Raw genomic sequence first — 14,522 nt, forward strand, 5'->3', positions numbered from 1 at the left:
GGCCATGGAGGACTACCTGCCTTTCGTCATCTCGGGCCTGGGCCTGGGCGCGGTCTACGCGCTCTCGGGCGTGGGGCTGGTGGTGCTCTATCGCTCGTCGGGCGTGCTGAACTTCGCCTTCGGCGCCATCGGCGCGCTCGGCGCGTATGTGGCCTGGACGCTGTTCGAAGCCGACTGGCCGCAGGGCCTGGCGTGGTGCGCGGCGGTGCTCGCGGCCATGGCGCTGTCGCTGGCCTACGGGCGGCTGCTGGCGCCGCGCCTGTCGCACCGCGACCCGACCATCCGCAGCATCGCGACCCTGGGCTTCGCGCTCGTGGTGGTGGGTTTCACCGAATGGACCTGGGGCGAGCAGCCGCGCCGCCTCGTGCTGCCGACCGACGGCGGCGCGCTCGAATTCGTGCTGGGCGAGGTCGAGGTGCGGCTCACGCACACGCGCGCACTCGGCCTGGCGCTGGCGGTGCTGATGATGGGCGGCGTCGGCCTGCTGCTGTCGAAGACGCGCGTGGGCCTGAAGATGCGCGCGCTGGCCAACGACCGCGACCTGAGCGCGCTGCTCGGCATCCGCGTGCTCGGCGTCGACACGGTGGCGTGGATATTGAGCGGCGCCTTCGCGGGCGTGTGCGGGCTGCTGCTGGCCAACATCGTGCGGCTGCAGGCCACGCTGCTGACCTTTCTCGTGATTCCGGCGTTTGCCGCCGCGATCATCGGCCGGCTGCATTCGCTGCCGGCGACCGTGGCGGGTGGCATCGCCATCGGCGTGCTGGAGGCGCTGGCGATCACGGTGCCGGGCTTCGCGGCCTTTCGCACGGCCACGCCGTTCCTCATCGCGCTGGCGATGATCGTGTTCTACCGCGCGGGGACGCGGTCGGCATGAACGCGTCGATCCTCGAAGGCGCCATGCCCGCGTCCGACGCCGCACCCGCAGCGCTGGCGCTGGCCACGCGCCGCGCCCGCCGCTCGCTCGTGTTCATGGTGGCCTGCGTGCTGCTGATCGGCTGGGCCGTGCCGTGGTTCGCCAATGCGTACTGGATCAAGACGCTCACGTCGTCGCTCGCGCTATCGGTCGCGGCGGCGGGCGTGGCGCTGCTGTATGGCCAGCTCGGGCTGGTGTCGCTGTGCCAGTACGCGCTGCTCGGCGCGGGCGGCTGGGTCGCGCTGCGCGCGGGGCACGGGCTGGGCTGGCCCTTCGAGCTGTCGGTGCTCGCGGGCGGGTTGCTGTCGTGCGTCGTGGGCATGCTCGCGGGGCTGCCGGCATTGCGGCTCAAGGGGCTGTACCTGGCGCTCGTCACGATGATGATGGCGGGCGGCTTCCAGGTGGTCGTCAACGTGACGGGCTTTCCCGACGGCGGCGCGGGCTGGCTGGGTCGCGTGTTCGGCAGCGAGCGGCTGATGATGCCCAGGCCCGCGCTGGCGCTGTCGGATGCCGCGTACTTCCGCTACGTCGCCGTGTGGCTGGCGGCGGTGCTGGCGCTGATCGAGCTGCACCGGCGCACGCGCGCGGGCCGCTCGTGGGCCCTGATCCGGCGCGGCGAGGCGGCGGCCGTGGCGGCCGGCGTGAACATCCTGCGCTACCAGACCTGGGCCTTCGGGCTCGCGGGCTTCTGCGCGGGCGTGGCCGGTGCGCTGCTCGCGGGCGGCGTGGGGCAGCTCGACGGGCGCGCCTTCACGGCCGGCGAATCGGTGATGCTGTTCGCGCTCACGGTGGTGGGCGGCGTGTACCACTGGGCCGGCGCGCTCATTGCGGGGCTGCTGCTGCGCGCGGTGCCGGCGCTGCTGACCGACTTCGGCGTCAACGGCTACCTCGCGATGATCTTCTTCGGCGTGGCGCTGCTGCATGCGCTCATCACCGCGCCGAGCGGCATCGCGGGGCAGCTGATGGGTGTGTTCGATGCGGTGCGCCAACGCTTCGCCGCACCGAAGGACAAGGATGCCGCGCCATGATCCGCATCGACGATCTCACCGTCACCTTCGGCGGCGTCAAGGCCATCGACGCGCTCTCGGCGCAGCTCGACGCGCCCGTGTGCGGCCTGATCGGGCCGAACGGCGCGGGCAAGACCACGCTGGTCAACGTGCTCAGCGGCCTCGTGTCGCCCAGCGCCGGCCGCGTGGCGGTGGACGGCGCCGACCTGCTGGGCCTGAAGCCCATCGCGCGCGTGCGCTTCGGCCTGCGCCGCTCGTTCCAGACCGAGCAGGTGGTGGAAGACCTCAGCGTGTGGGACAACGTGCGCGCGCTGCTCGACCACGTGCCGCACGCGCGCGGCGAGGCCGCGTCGCAGGTGGCGCGTGCGCTGTCGCACACGGGCCTGCTCGACGTGGCGACCGTCATGGGGCACCGCCTCAACCTGTTCCAGCGCCGCATGCTGGAGCTCGCGAAGTCGCTGGTCGGTGCACCCAAGCTGCTGCTGCTCGACGAGCCCGGCGCCGGCCTCACCGAGCAGGAGGCCGGCGTGCTGCGCCGCACGATCGGCGCGGTGCATGCCTTCTGCGGCGCGCAGGTGCTGCTGATCGACCACGACGTAGACCTGATCGCCGCGACCTGCACGCAGACCCTGGTGCTCGATTTCGGCCGCCGCCTCGCGCTCGGCCCGACGCGCGAAGTGCTCGACGACCCGGCCGTGCGCAAGGCCTACCTGGGAACGGAGTGAGAACCCCATGCTGAACGTGACCGATCTGCGCCTGCAGCGCGGCGGCAAGGCCGTGCTGCACGGCATCGACCTGCAGGTGCCGCCGGGCGAGGTGACGGCGCTGCTGGGCGCCAACGGCGCAGGCAAGTCGAGCACCGTGATGGCCATCGGCGGCGTGCTGCCGCTCACGGGCGGGCGCATCGAGGTCGAGGGCCTCGCACTGCACAGCCAGCGGCCCGAGCGCGTGCGTGCGCTGGGCGTGGCGGTGGTGCCCGAGGGGCATCGCGTGCTCGGCGAGCTGTCGGTGCTCGACAACCTGCGCGCCGCTGCCACCGCACTGCCCGCGGCCGGCGTGGCCGATGCGGTCGAGCGCGTGCTCGGCGTGTTCCCCGAGCTGCGCGTGAAGCTCGCGCTGCCCGCGCGTTCGCTGTCGGGCGGACAGAAGCAGATGGTCTGCATCGCGCAGGCGCTCATCGGAAAACCGCGCTACCTTGCGATCGACGAGCTCTCGCTGGGGCTCGCGCCCGCGGTGGTCAAGCGGCTGGTCGAGGTGGTGCAGCAGGTCGCGGGCGAGGGCGTGGGCGTGCTGCTGATCGAGCAGTTCACGACGGTGGCGTTGGCCGTGTCCAGCCGCGCCTACGTGCTGGAGCGCGGGCGCATGGCCTTTGCGGGCTCGTCGGAAGAACTGCGCCGCCGGCCGGAGATCCTGCACAGCAGCTACCTCGCCGCGGCCTAGGCGCGCTCCTTCTGCGCCTTCCGTGCGGTGGGCATCACGAAGGCCTGGAAATAGTCGCGCAGCCGCGCGGTGAACTCCTCGGCGATGGCCGAAGGCGCCGACTGCGGCGAGAAGGCCATCGACACCTCGACGGGGCAGCGCGGCGACAGCGGCAGGATCTTCAGGTCGCGCGCGAACACGGAAGCCACGTAGGGGTTGACGATGCCGACGCCGGTGCCCTGCGCCGCCATCATGCAGATGGTGACCGAGTAGGTCGTCTCGACCGTGGCGGCGCATTCGATGCGGTGCTGCTGCAGCGTGCGCTGGAACTGCTGGTGGATCTCGTCGTCGGCATTCAGCGTGAGCAGCACCTGCTGCTTCAGGTCGCGCACGTGGACGGCGTCGCGGTGCGCCAGCGCATGCCCGGGATGCACGACGCACACCGCGCTGGCCTTGTGCAGGCTGACCGCGTCGAGCTGCGGGTCGTGGAAGGCGGCGGTGCTGAGCGCGACGTCGTACAGGCCGTAGAGCAGGCCTTCGCGCAAGGCGTGCGTGCCGACGGTCTGCAGGTTGACGTGCACTTCGGGGTGCAGCCGCGAGAAGGCATGGATCACCTGCGGCATCACACCGAGCCCGAGCGCCGGCGTGCAGCCCACGCGCAGCGAGCCCGCGCCCGACTTGCGCAGCACCGCCACGCTCTGCTCGATGCGGTCCAGGCCCAGGAAGTGGCGCTGCACCGTGTCGAACAGCTGGCGCGCCTCGTGCGTGGGGCGCAGCCGCCCCTTGTGGATGTCGAACAGCTTGAGCCCGGTGGCATGCTGGATCTGCGAGAGCAGGCGGCTCACGGACGGCTGCGTGGTGTGCAGCAGCGCCGCCGCGGCGGTGGTGGTGCCGGTCTGCATCACGGCGCGGAAGGCCTCGATCTGGCGGAAGTTCAACGGTCGCGACATGCGGGGGCTCCTGGGGCTGCACGGTGCAAGGCAGAAAGCATGGCATATCTTTTCTGCATAGCCCGTGAATGAAAATGAATTTTTCAGAATGATGCTGCGTTCCTAGACTGCGCCCTATCCACCCTCTCCATCGCGCCGTCGCGGCGCACAGCAAGGAAGACGCATGACACAGCAATGGCCCCGCAGGGCCGCCGGCCTCGGCCTTTTCGCACTGGCCCTGGGCGTCGCTTCGATGTCGCAGGCATCGCAGCCGCAGGCCTACCCCGACCGGATGATCCGGCTCGTGGTGCCCTTCACCGCCGGCGGCAGCTCCGACGTGCAGGCCCGCATGCTGGCCGACCGGCTGGGCAAGCTGTACAAGCAGTCGGTGGTGGTCGACAACAAGCCCGGTGCCGGCGGGCACATCGGCGGCAAGTTCGTGGCCGACGCACCGGCCGACGGCTACACGCTGCTGCTCGGCTCGATCGGGCTGCACGCGACCTACGGCGTGTTCAAGAAGCTGAGCTACGACCCCGCGACCGACCTGAAGGTGGTCACGGTGCTGGCCGAGATGCCGCACGTCGTGGTCGCCAACCCCGCGCTGCCCGCCAACGACCTGAAGCAGCTGGTGGCGCTGGCGCGCAAGCAGCCGGACACGGTCAACTTCGGTTCGGCCGGCGTGGGCTCGTCGGTGCACATGATCGGCGAGCTGTTCAAGCTCACGGCGAACGCACCGATCGTGCACGTGCCCTACAAGGGCAGCACGGCCGCGCTGAACGACCTGCTGGCCGGGCAGATCCAGCTGATGTTCGAGAACCCGCCGACCACGCTGGCCCACATCCGCGGCGGCAAGCTCAAGGCGCTGGCCGTGACCGGCAAGACCCGCCTGCCGGCGCTGCCCGAAGTGCCGACCGCGATCGAGTCGGGCTTCCCGGCCTTCGAGGCCACCTCGTGGACCACGGTGGCGGTGAGCGCCAAGGTGCCCGACGCCATCGCCGACAAGCTCAATGCCGACATCCGAAAGATCGTCGCCGCGCCGGAGTTCCGCCAGGGCCTGTCGGAGCAGGGCATGACCCCGGTGGCCAACACGCGCGACGCCGCGACGCGCTTCATCGCCGCCGAGAAGCTGCGTTGGGACAAGGTGATCCAGCAAGGCCGCATCGCCGCGGAGTGAGCCCATGTCGTCGAACCCACTTCTTGAGCAACCCCGCCTGGCGCCGGCACCCTGCCGCCGCGTGGGCGATGGCGCGCAGCACCATTTCTTCGGCTACTACAACAAGAGCGCCTGGGACCGCAGCGGGCGCTACCTGCTGGCGCAGCAGGTGCCCTGGATGGACGCCGAACTCACGCCGACGGCGGCAGCACGCATCGGCTACTTCGACCTGCAGGACAACGACCGCTTCCATGCGGTGGGCGACACCACCGCATGGAACTGGCAGATGGGCAGCCAGCTGCAGTGGCTCGACGGCGCGCCGGGCCGCCAGTTGATCTACAACAGCCGCACCGGCGATGCCGATGCGTTCTACCCCGGCTTCGGCGCCACGGTGCTCGATGTCGACACCGGCGCCAAGCGCCTGCTGCCCTTGCCGATCTACGTGGTGGCGCCCGACAGCCGCTGGGCCTTGAGCGTGGACTACCGGCGCTTGTACATCACGCACCGGACCATCGGCTACAGCGAAGCCGGCGGGCCGTTCGAGCTGCCGCTGGCGCCGGCCGACGACGGCATCCACGCGACCGACCTGGCCACCGGCACGGCGCGGCTGCTGCTGAGCTACGAGGACCTGCGCCGGTTTCATCCGCGCGCGTCGATGGACAAGGCGATCCACTGGGTGAGCCACATCGAGGTCAACCCGTCGTCGTCGCGCGTGCTGTTCCTGCACCGCTGGACCGAGCGCGTCGAGGACGAGACCTGCTTCCTGCACCGCTTGCTCACGATGAACCCCGACGGCTCCGACCTGCGCCTGCTGGAGTGCTCCGACCATCCGCTGCCGCAGCTGGCGGATGACTTCGACCCGACGGCCGTGGGCACCTTCGACTACGAGAAGTCGGAGTACCAGATCTCGCACCCGCTGTGGCAGGACGACGAGCACATCATCGTGTGGGGCCCGCACGCCGGAAAGATCCACTACCACCTGTACCACGACCGCGTGGGCGGGGAGGTCCGCGTGATCGGCGATGGCGTGCTGGTGGAGAACGGCCACATGACCTTCTCGCCGGTCAACACGCGCTGGCTGCTGAGCGACACCTACCCCGACGCACGCACGCACGAGCGCGTGCTGTTCCTGTTCGACATGGCCACCGGCCGTCGCCACGACCTGGGCAGCTTCTACGCCACGCCGGACCTGAGCAAGGAGAACCGGTGCGACCTGCACCCGCGCTGGCGCCGCGACGGGCTGCAGGTGTGCATCGACTCGGTGCACGAATCGCAGCGGCAGATGTACATCGTCGACGTGTCGGGGATCGTGGGCAGCCCCTGAAAGGCGTTGCCTAGTGTGTGAGCGCCGGCGACATCGCCCGCTGCGCCTCGCGCCGCTGGAACTCGCGCGGCGACACGCCGTACTGCGCCTTGAACACGCGGCAGAAATGCGCGCTGCTGTTGAAGCCCCAGGCGAAGGCGATCTCGGACACCGAGGCGCGGCCGCCCGCGGCCTGGCGCAGCGCCTCGCTGCAGCGCTCCAGGCGCATCTGCCAGATGAAGCGGTCGAGCGTCTGGTCTTCGTCCTCGAACACGCGGTGCAGGTAGCGCTTGGAGCAGCGCAGCTGCTGCGCGATGAGGTCCAGCGACAGGGCCGGGTCGGCCAGGTGCGCGTGCACGAACTGCTTCACGCGGGCCTTCAGCACGCCCGGCAGCGGCTGCGCGCCGAACTGTTCGTCGGCGTGCGTGGCGAGCGTGGAGGCCAGCAGGCCCAGCACGGTGTCGCTGACCGAGCGGCCGACGGCGTTGGGCAGCGAAGGCAGCTGGTCGGCCAGCGAGGTGAGGAACGAACCAAGCACCGCGTACAGCCCCTGCATGGCCGGCGTGTGGGCCTCGCAGGTGTGCAGGTCGGGCATCTTCATGCCCTTGAACTGCTGGCGCGGGATCGTGATGGCCAGCAGGCGCGAGCGCTCGGGGTTGGTGATGGCATAGGGCACGCGCGGGTCGTACAGGCTCCAGTCGCCCGGATGCAGGTGGAACTCGCGGTCGCGCTGCGAGATGTGGCCGTGGCCTTCGAGCTGCAGCACCAGTTTGTAGTGCTCGTCGAGCGCGATCTCGCGGTGCGTGTCGGGCCGCGCCACGCGGTGCGAGGGCGCTTCGATCATGAACATGCCCAGCGGCCCGAGCTCGTAGGCGTCCATGCGCGCGTCGAACGGGCCGGGGTCGAGGCACTGCACGCGCAGCGCGCCGAAGTACGACTCGTTGATGCGGCCCCAGCAGGCCTGCCGGTCGGCCGGGTGTTCGAGCCGGGTGCTGAAGTGGTGTGCGTTCATGCCGTGGTTCCCAGGGGGCGCCGGAAGCGCTGGTGCAGGATAGGCAGGTCGGCGCGCGCCATCATCGGTACTTCCACCCGGGGCGGCAGGGGCGGTGCGCTCCCGGTCAATGGCCGGTGCGCGCTGGGTCAATGCAAGCGCCGCGGTTCAGACGGCGGGCACGCGGCCCGCGTCGGCCGGGTCGACGTTGCGGCGGTACAGCACCAGCGTCGCGATCAGCCCGCAGGCCGCGGCAGCCGTCATCCACAGGCCGGGCGCGCCCTTGTCGCCGGTCATCTCGATCAGGCCCGTGGCAATGGCCGGCGTGAAGCCGCCGAACAGCGCCGTCGCAAGGCTGTAGGCCAGCGAGAAGCCGGCGGTGCGCACGCTGACCGGCATCACCTCGGTGAGCGCCACCACCATCGCGCCGTTGTAGCTGGCGTACAGGAACGACAGCCACAGCTCCACCTCGAGCATGCGCGCGAAGCTCGGTGCGCCGACCAGCCACTTGAGCGACGGGTAGGCCGTGAGGATGGTCAGCACGGTGAACAGCACCAGCAGCGGCTTGCGCCCCACGCGGTCCGACAGCGAGCCCATGACCGGCAGCCAGAAGAAGTTGGAAATGGCCACGCACAGCGTGACGATGAGCGCGTCGGTCGTGCTCAGGTGCAGCACGGCCTTGCCGAAGGTGGGCGTGTAGACGGTGATCAGGTAGAACGACACGGTGGTCATCGACACCAGCATCATCCCGGCGACCACGAGGCCCCAGTTGGCCACCATCGAGCGGAAGATCTCGCGCGCGTCGGGGCGGTGCTTGCGCGCCATGAACTCCTCGGTCTCCTGCAGCGAGCGGCGGATGATGAACAGCACCGGCACGATCAGGCAGCCGACGAAGAAGGGAATGCGCCAGTAGAAGTCGCCGATCTCCTGCGGCGTGAAGGTCACGTTGAGCCAGTAGCCGAGCGCGGCGGCGACGACGATCGCCACCTGCTGGCTGGCCGACTGCCAGCTCACGTAGAAGCCCTTGCGCCCCGGCGTGGCCATCTCCGACAGGTACACCGACACCCCGCCCAGCTCTACGCCGGCCGAGAAACCTTGCAGCAGCCGTCCGACCAGCACCAGCAGCGGCGCGATGACGCCGATGGTCGCGTAGCTCGGCACGCAGGCGATGAGCAGCGTGCCGACGGCCATCAGCGCGAGCGTGACGATCAGCCCCTGGCGGCGGCCGACGCGGTCGACATACGCACCGAGAAAGATGGCGCCCAGCGGCCGCATCAGGAAGCCCGCGCCGAAGGTCATGAAGGTCAGCATCAGCGACGCGAACTCGTTGCTCGCGGGGAAGAAGGCCTTCGAGATCTGCGTGGCGTAGAAGCCGAACAGGAAGAAGTCGAACATCTCCATGAAGTTGCCGCCGGTCACGCGCAGGACGGTGGCGAATTTCGAGGAGGAATGCGCGTTGGCAGGCGCGGAAGTCATGGTGTGTCCCCTGGGGCGGTGTTGTGGGCCCAAGGGTAGGTCGGGGTTCCCGACCGGGACCTGACGGGGGGAGTCAGGTAGCTGTCAATGCGCACTGTCGTGGCCAGCCTGCTGGGGCCGGCGTGCACGGTGCGTTCGAGTTGCCGCTCAGTCGACCAGTAGATACCAGATGACAGACCCGATGTCTGTGCTCGTGGGCCCCGGCATCGATTGGCCGCGCTCGACGTGCTCGATGCGGTTGTTCAGGCGAGGGGCTTGCCAGTTGCCAGTCTGCGGGCACGTTTTCCCGGCGTGGGCACTTCGTGGCGAGGCGGAAGGCGCTGGCGTGGAGCTGCCTTGCGGTCTCGGGGGCTCGCCATGAACGAGTCCACCCCAGTCACTGTCGGAGTCGAAGCGCCGCAACCAGCGGGCCGATGATTCGGGCGTGAAGATATCGTCGCGAGGGACGTTGGGCGGGTAGCTCACCATCCAGAGCCGCTGCAGGCGTGCGGGCTTCAAAGCTTCGGCCAAAGCGCGTAGATGTACGGGAACCCCTTCTTCGACAGGGTACAGCGCAGGAGCGTCGCCGGCTTCGATCCAAAGGCCATCACCGTCCATGCAAGGGCGCATGTGAATACCGGGAACATTCTGCAGTTTGAGGTGCAAGGCAGCTATGCCGCCCAGCAACCGCGCGTAGTCGCCGTAAACCAGAACGCCGTAACCGGGCGTACGCATGCCGCATTCGAGGTTCATGCCGTTAGGTCGATTGGAGCGGGGGAAAAAGGGCTTGTCGACATCGAGGCCGAGAAACCGGTTGGCCAAAGCAAACTCAGCTGGTTGTTGAAAGGGATACCGTTCCAGCACGGGTGGAAGGCCAATCCCCAGCCCCATATAGGCTTGAACGGGCTTGAGTCGGTCGAGTGCGCTCAGCCACCAGGTGCGCAGTTCCTCCTTGCGCGACTGCCAGAAGCTTGGTGGGAAGTTGAGTGTCAGGTAGTCAAGCCCGATGACTGTTTCGGCGAATTTGATTTCGCGACCGATGATGGGTTTGTCGACGCATGGACGAAACACGGGCTTGGCCAGCTGTGCGTGACGAAACTGCGCGATGGTCAGAAGCAAGAAGCGCGATGAGCTTTCCCTTGTCGGTGCATCGAATCCCTCCAGGGATGCAATGTCATCAGAGTTCGTTTGAAAGTGCGCTTCAATAGATTCTTGCGAGTGTGGCTGGCGCGCGATCGAACCTGATTTGAAGGCCATGTATCTCAATAGGGCATGCCCTGTGAGCTGCTGGAATTCGCGATGCAGTTCTGGAATGACTTTCACCAACCGGTGCACGTCGTCTATGGTCAGTACATAGAAGTACGCTGTGGCCTGTATGCCAAGGTGCCATGTCGCTGGCTCTTGCATTGCGCTGAAGGGGCTTGAAGGCAGGGCGGTTACGGCGGCTTCAGAATCGTTGCGAAGGGCTTCGATCCAGCTTTCAAGATCTGGGGCGGGCAGCTGCATGGTTGGCTTCGTGAGTGTGGGTGGGAACTCGGGGAATCAATGCGCAGGGACTGGACGTGGTCCCTGGCCAGGCAGACGGCCTCCCTTACGACCTCTGCTAAGCAGTAGCATCAGGATTGCCATGAGGACCTTCACCCAGTCCGGTTGTTTCGCCTCTTCGGGTTCGCCGGCTTGGCAGTCCGCTGGGAAATAGAGGACGTAGAAGCGTTCTTTCCCGAACATGTTGGTGTAGTTTTGGCCTTGATCGAACCCCACTGAATCCTCCCCGAACTTCATGTCGACCACATGTGTCACGTTCGCCTCGTCTGGTGCCTGATGACGCTGCCTAACAACGACGACATCTGGTGAAATGCTCCCCTTCGGTTTGCGCCAGTAGCAGTTTCCCTTCCGTTCCGGTCGTTGGGCCGGGCTGCCCATATAGGCTTTGCCGCTTGCGTCGTAGTTGGCTTCCGACTTGAAGTGGGCCTTCCAGTGACCGACCTGGTAGTCGCAGGCGTCGAGCAAGGTTGCGAATGTGCGCTGCATGTCTTCGCGAACCTTCGGCTTGTCGTCTCCGCCGGCGTAGAGGATCGATTCCTCCCCAGGAAGCGCCTCGTAGCGACGTGCGTCACCGCGCACCGGGAATGCCAGGGCGAAGGCGCCGAGGGCACAGTACAGCGGCCGGAATGGCAGCGGCCTTCCCCAACTGCTGTGGGGCTTGCTTGTGTTTTGCATGCTCGCGCTCTGGTGCGGTGCGATGTTGTCTGTGAACTCGGGCCGGGTACGCATGACCACGCGGTCGATGCTGTACCAACCGGCGTACTGCAGCAATTGGGTGAGCAGGTCGATGGCCTTGCGCAAGCCCGTCTCGTGCGCTTTCAGGTCTGGGTAGATTTGAAGACTCGATTCGAGATCTTGCGCGAGCAGTTCGCTGACCGGCTGGCTGGGCGCTTGGGCTGCGCACAGTATCTTGCTCAGGCGATAGACCAGAACGCTCATTGACCACCGCAGGCTGTCGATGCCCCCGGGACCCAAATCGTTCAATGTCTCTAGTGCCTTGCCAATATGCCTGTCGTAGGGGAGGATGGGTATGGGATTGGTTGTCATGGGGTGATGCGGTCGGAGCGGTCGTGCTCAGATCAAGGTGCTGCGAGACAGGTCGTCCATGTCCACCGGAAATTCGGCAACCCAGGCCTTCACCAGCCTCATGCCCGATGTCTGCACGAGGTTTGCCCAGCCATCCAGATCGGTGATGCCGGTGTGAACGGCGCCGTCTTCCTCCCGCAATTCGTAGCGATGCTGCGCGAGCCGTAGACCTGTGTGGCGATCCGCAAATTGGTACTTGACGCTGTAGTCCGATGGCTGCACAGGTAGCTCTGGCAGTGCAGGCGCCTTGTTCATGGGGCCGACCTGCGCATGCAGTGCCGCATGCTCCTGCCAAGTGCCGGCCGTGCCGTGCTTGATGCCGCTCTCGCTCCACTCCGAGTAGCTGCCCCCGCCGATGATCACGACCTTCTTCTTGGCGGTGATGTGCAACTCGCCCTCCACGCTCTTGATGACCACGTCCTTGTGCGCAACCAGAATCAGCTCGTCGCGATGCGCCTGAATTTCTATCGGGTCTTCGCTCGCGATGAGCTTGATGCCCTTCTTGTGCGTGAACGCACGGATGCCCTCGGCTGCGCTGGCCAGCCATCGCTTGGCGGTGCTGATGGAGGTGTGTCCCTGGCTTGTGAAGGCCGCGTGCTCTCCGGTGTGCAGGTGGATGGTGCCCGGCGTGCTGGCCTCGATGCCCGCAGGGCTGGCGAGCACGAGATGTGGTTCGTTCAGTTCAGGGAAGCGGCCATCCTCGCCCTGTCCCTCCTTGCCCTGGATGGCGTCGTTCTGCGCCTTCAAGGCCTTCTGCACGGTGTCTTGATCGGAGCCTTGCTCTTGCGCCTTGTGCACCTGCGCTGCTTCGGCCAGCGCGTCGTGCTGATCCTGCGCTGCTTTTAGTCGCTGAGTGGTCTCGCCCATGTCCTTGGCATGGTTCGCAGCATTGCCTCTTGCTTCCGTCGTGATGAGCATGCCGTCCTGTGCCCTGAGCACGCCGTGGGCATCAGTGCGCAGCTCGAAGCCCTCGCCCCTGGGGTCCTTTCTGCCCGCGTTGTCCTCGATGCGCGTGATCGCCCCCAGGCTCAGGCTGCTGGATTGGTGATCGCTCTTGAGCTGCGCCTGGATTTTTTCGGCCGTGTCATCCAGGATCAGGTGGTTCGACCTGCCCGCCGCACTGTTGCCTCCGCCCTCGGTCAGCTCCCGGCTCCTGAACCCGCTCAATGCGCTCTGGCCAGGGAGTTGCCACGGCGGCAGGTTCACCTGGTTGTGCACCCTGCCCATGCAGATCGGCAGGTCCGCATCTCCCGCGATGAAGCCCACGATGACTTCCTGCCCGATGCGCGGGATCTGGATGCCCCCGAGCTGGTTGCCCGCCCAGGGCGAGCTCACCCGCACCCAGCAGCTGCTGTGCTGGTTCTTCTGTCCCTGCCGGTCCCAGGGGAACTGCACCTTGATGCGCCCCAGCTCGTCCGTCCACAGGTTCTGGCCTTCGGGGCCCACCACCAGCGCCACCTGCGGGCCGACCATGGCGGGCTTGGGCTGGGTCGGCTCGGGTCGCAGGGGCTCTGTGACCGGGTGGGCTGTGAAGTCCACCTGCACGCGCCATTGCTGCTTGCGGTCAGGACTGGCTTCGCGGTTCTGGCTGTCTTCAGCCACGTCCTCGATGAGCAAGCGGGTGTCCAGGATCAGGTACTCGGCGTTGGCCGACTCCCTCGGGTGTTTCTTCAGCTGGAAGGTGCATCCGGGCACCATGCCTCTGAGGTTGCCACTGGCCTGGGCGCGGGCTCCGTGGGTGCGCAGTGCCTGCATGCGCAGCAGGGAGAGCAAGTGGCCTTCGCTGTGAGGATCAGTGCTTGCATCAGTTCCCGCATTGGGCTGGGCGTAGTGACTGCCCCCCGCTCCCGAGGCATGCCACTGGTAGACCTCGCCCTCGGCCTGCCCGGGCGGGCGTGGGTCGCTTCGAGAAACACTCAGATCAGCCCTGGGCCGGGTGTAGTCGTAGTCCCGGGTGGCGTACTTCCCACTGGTGAGCTGGTGCTGGGGAACGAAGCTGTGGATGTACTCGGCATCGATCTTCCAGCCCGGGGCGTGGTATTCCACATGCTCGTACAGCGGATCGCCAGCCGCATAGGCGCCCATGGCGTCCGAGAGCACCAGGCGGTGCTTACCGTCCGAATGTTCGAAGTGGTAGCTGATGCCCCATTCCTGGCACAGGCGGGCAAGGAAGGCGAAGTCGCTCTCGTTGAACTGGGTCTGGTAGTCGCGCACGGGGTAGTGCTCGATCAGGCGTTTGTCCACGGGGAAGGCGTAGCCGCCCAGGAGTTCGTCCAGGATCTGGACGACGCTGAGGTTCTGGAAGATCCTGCAGTCGGTGCGCAGGGTGGCCAGGTGCAGCCAGGGGCGCAGGGTGAGCTTGTACTGGGCGTGGCGCCCTTCCTCGCCCCACAGGGCCGCGTCAGTGATCAGGGCGTTGAGCTGGCGAGGCGAAGAGCCATCGAGTTCGATCTCGCAGCTGATCTCCTGGCCGATGAAGGCATCCAGGTCGAAGTCGGCGCCGGAGGAGACGCCGGACAGAGCCAGGGCATCCGGGGTCTTGAGAAAGAGTTCGTAGGCAAAGAGGCTGTTGACCCCCTCATGCCCTGACAGCCGCACAGGCGACAGCGCAGCCTGACCAAGAACAACAGGGATCGCAGCAGAAGAAACAGACAGCGTGCGCGGCATCGACGACTTCCTTGGGAGGAAAACAGGTCGCGCAGTTTGCGAGTCGCCTCGCGA

General features: G+C 67.2%; 12 protein-coding genes. 6 read left to right on the forward strand and 6 right to left on the reverse strand.

Translation table 11 applies throughout. The annotated features are described in order from the left end of the window. Positions 1-4: 4 nt before the first annotated feature. From ACAM42_RS03460 to ACAM42_RS03475, 4 genes are read left to right on the forward strand one after another with little or no spacing between them, the layout of a single operon-like run. On the forward strand, positions 5-874 hold the full coding sequence (locus tag ACAM42_RS03460) for a branched-chain amino acid ABC transporter permease (RefSeq protein ID WP_369631119.1): 870 nt from the start codon (positions 5-7) through the stop codon (positions 872-874). Next, positions 871-1,941: a branched-chain amino acid ABC transporter permease gene (locus tag ACAM42_RS03465; RefSeq protein WP_369631120.1), complete on the forward strand. Its 1,071-nt coding sequence runs from the start codon at positions 871-873 to the stop codon at positions 1,939-1,941. Before ACAM42_RS03460 ends, ACAM42_RS03465 begins: the two co-directional genes overlap by 4 nt. Further along, positions 1,938-2,645, forward strand: a complete 708-nt coding sequence (locus ACAM42_RS03470; protein ID WP_369631121.1) for an ABC transporter ATP-binding protein — start codon at positions 1,938-1,940, stop codon at positions 2,643-2,645. The genes ACAM42_RS03465 and ACAM42_RS03470 overlap by 4 nt, the downstream gene beginning before the upstream one ends. Before the next feature lie 7 nt (positions 2,646-2,652). Then, on the forward strand, positions 2,653-3,360 hold the full coding sequence (locus tag ACAM42_RS03475; RefSeq protein WP_369631122.1) for an ABC transporter ATP-binding protein: 708 nt from the start codon (positions 2,653-2,655) through the stop codon (positions 3,358-3,360). Here the strand turns inward: ACAM42_RS03475 and ACAM42_RS03480 are convergent. Next, on the reverse strand, positions 3,357-4,289 hold the full coding sequence (locus ACAM42_RS03480; RefSeq protein WP_369631123.1) for a LysR substrate-binding domain-containing protein: 933 nt from the start codon (positions 4,287-4,289) through the stop codon (positions 3,357-3,359). The genes ACAM42_RS03475 and ACAM42_RS03480 overlap by 4 nt on opposite strands. 232 nt (positions 4,290-4,521) lie before the next feature. On the opposite strand from ACAM42_RS03480, the gene ACAM42_RS03485 reads away from it, so the two are divergent. Next, positions 4,522-5,442: a tripartite tricarboxylate transporter substrate binding protein gene (locus ACAM42_RS03485; RefSeq protein ID WP_369632716.1), complete on the forward strand. Its 921-nt coding sequence runs from the start codon at positions 4,522-4,524 to the stop codon at positions 5,440-5,442. A 4-nt stretch (positions 5,443-5,446) separates the two neighbouring features. Further along, positions 5,447-6,745: a hypothetical protein gene (locus tag ACAM42_RS03490; RefSeq protein ID WP_369631124.1), complete on the forward strand. Its 1,299-nt coding sequence runs from the start codon at positions 5,447-5,449 to the stop codon at positions 6,743-6,745. Between the two features lie 10 nt (positions 6,746-6,755). On the opposite strand, the gene ACAM42_RS03495 is transcribed toward ACAM42_RS03490, so the two are convergent. The 5 genes from ACAM42_RS03495 to ACAM42_RS03515 form a co-directional block, all read right to left on the reverse strand. Further along, positions 6,756-7,736, reverse strand: a complete 981-nt coding sequence (locus ACAM42_RS03495) for a helix-turn-helix domain-containing protein (RefSeq protein WP_095743481.1) — start codon at positions 7,734-7,736, stop codon at positions 6,756-6,758. 147 nt (positions 7,737-7,883) lie between these two features. Further along, complete coding sequence (locus tag ACAM42_RS03500; protein WP_369631125.1) at positions 7,884-9,191, reverse strand: MFS transporter; 1,308 nt, start codon at positions 9,189-9,191, stop codon at positions 7,884-7,886. A 147-nt stretch (positions 9,192-9,338) separates the two neighbouring features. Next, entirely contained in the window at positions 9,339-10,676 is a 1,338-nt protein-coding gene (locus ACAM42_RS03505; RefSeq protein ID WP_369631126.1) for a type VI immunity family protein, read from the reverse strand. Between the two features lie 36 nt (positions 10,677-10,712). Continuing rightward, positions 10,713-11,762 (reverse strand): hypothetical protein, encoded by a 1,050-nt coding sequence (locus ACAM42_RS03510; RefSeq protein WP_369631127.1) that lies wholly within the window; start codon positions 11,760-11,762, stop codon positions 10,713-10,715. Positions 11,763-11,789: 27 nt separating this feature from the next. Continuing rightward, positions 11,790-14,468, reverse strand: a complete 2,679-nt coding sequence (locus ACAM42_RS03515; protein WP_369631128.1) for a type VI secretion system Vgr family protein — start codon at positions 14,466-14,468, stop codon at positions 11,790-11,792. Positions 14,469-14,522 lie beyond the last annotated feature (54 nt).

The organism is Variovorax sp. V35 (assembly GCF_041154465.1).
In the GTDB taxonomy this organism is placed as follows: Bacteria; Pseudomonadota; Gammaproteobacteria; order Burkholderiales; family Burkholderiaceae_C; genus Variovorax; species Variovorax boronicumulans.

Excerpts from the sequence above, each read along its gene's own strand:
- ACAM42_RS03460 (WP_369631119.1), top strand. The coding sequence starts at position 5 with ATGGAGGACTACCTGCCTTTCGTCATCTCGGGCCTGGGCCTGGGCGCG.
- ACAM42_RS03465 (WP_369631120.1), top strand. The coding sequence starts at position 871 with ATGAACGCGTCGATCCTCGAAGGCGCCATGCCCGCGTCCGACGCCGCA.
- ACAM42_RS03470 (WP_369631121.1), top strand. The coding sequence starts at position 1,938 with ATGATCCGCATCGACGATCTCACCGTCACCTTCGGCGGCGTCAAGGCC.
- ACAM42_RS03475 (WP_369631122.1), top strand. The coding sequence starts at position 2,653 with ATGCTGAACGTGACCGATCTGCGCCTGCAGCGCGGCGGCAAGGCCGTG.
- ACAM42_RS03480 (WP_369631123.1), bottom strand. The coding sequence starts at position 4,289 with ATGTCGCGACCGTTGAACTTCCGCCAGATCGAGGCCTTCCGCGCCGTG.
- ACAM42_RS03485 (WP_369632716.1), top strand. The coding sequence starts at position 4,522 with ATGTCGCAGGCATCGCAGCCGCAGGCCTACCCCGACCGGATGATCCGG.
- ACAM42_RS03490 (WP_369631124.1), top strand. The coding sequence starts at position 5,447 with ATGTCGTCGAACCCACTTCTTGAGCAACCCCGCCTGGCGCCGGCACCC.
- ACAM42_RS03495 (WP_095743481.1), bottom strand. The coding sequence starts at position 7,736 with ATGAACGCACACCACTTCAGCACCCGGCTCGAACACCCGGCCGACCGG.
- ACAM42_RS03500 (WP_369631125.1), bottom strand. The coding sequence starts at position 9,191 with ATGACTTCCGCGCCTGCCAACGCGCATTCCTCCTCGAAATTCGCCACC.
- ACAM42_RS03505 (WP_369631126.1), bottom strand. The coding sequence starts at position 10,676 with ATGCAGCTGCCCGCCCCAGATCTTGAAAGCTGGATCGAAGCCCTTCGC.
- ACAM42_RS03510 (WP_369631127.1), bottom strand. The coding sequence starts at position 11,762 with ATGACAACCAATCCCATACCCATCCTCCCCTACGACAGGCATATTGGC.
- ACAM42_RS03515 (WP_369631128.1), bottom strand. The coding sequence starts at position 14,468 with ATGCCGCGCACGCTGTCTGTTTCTTCTGCTGCGATCCCTGTTGTTCTT.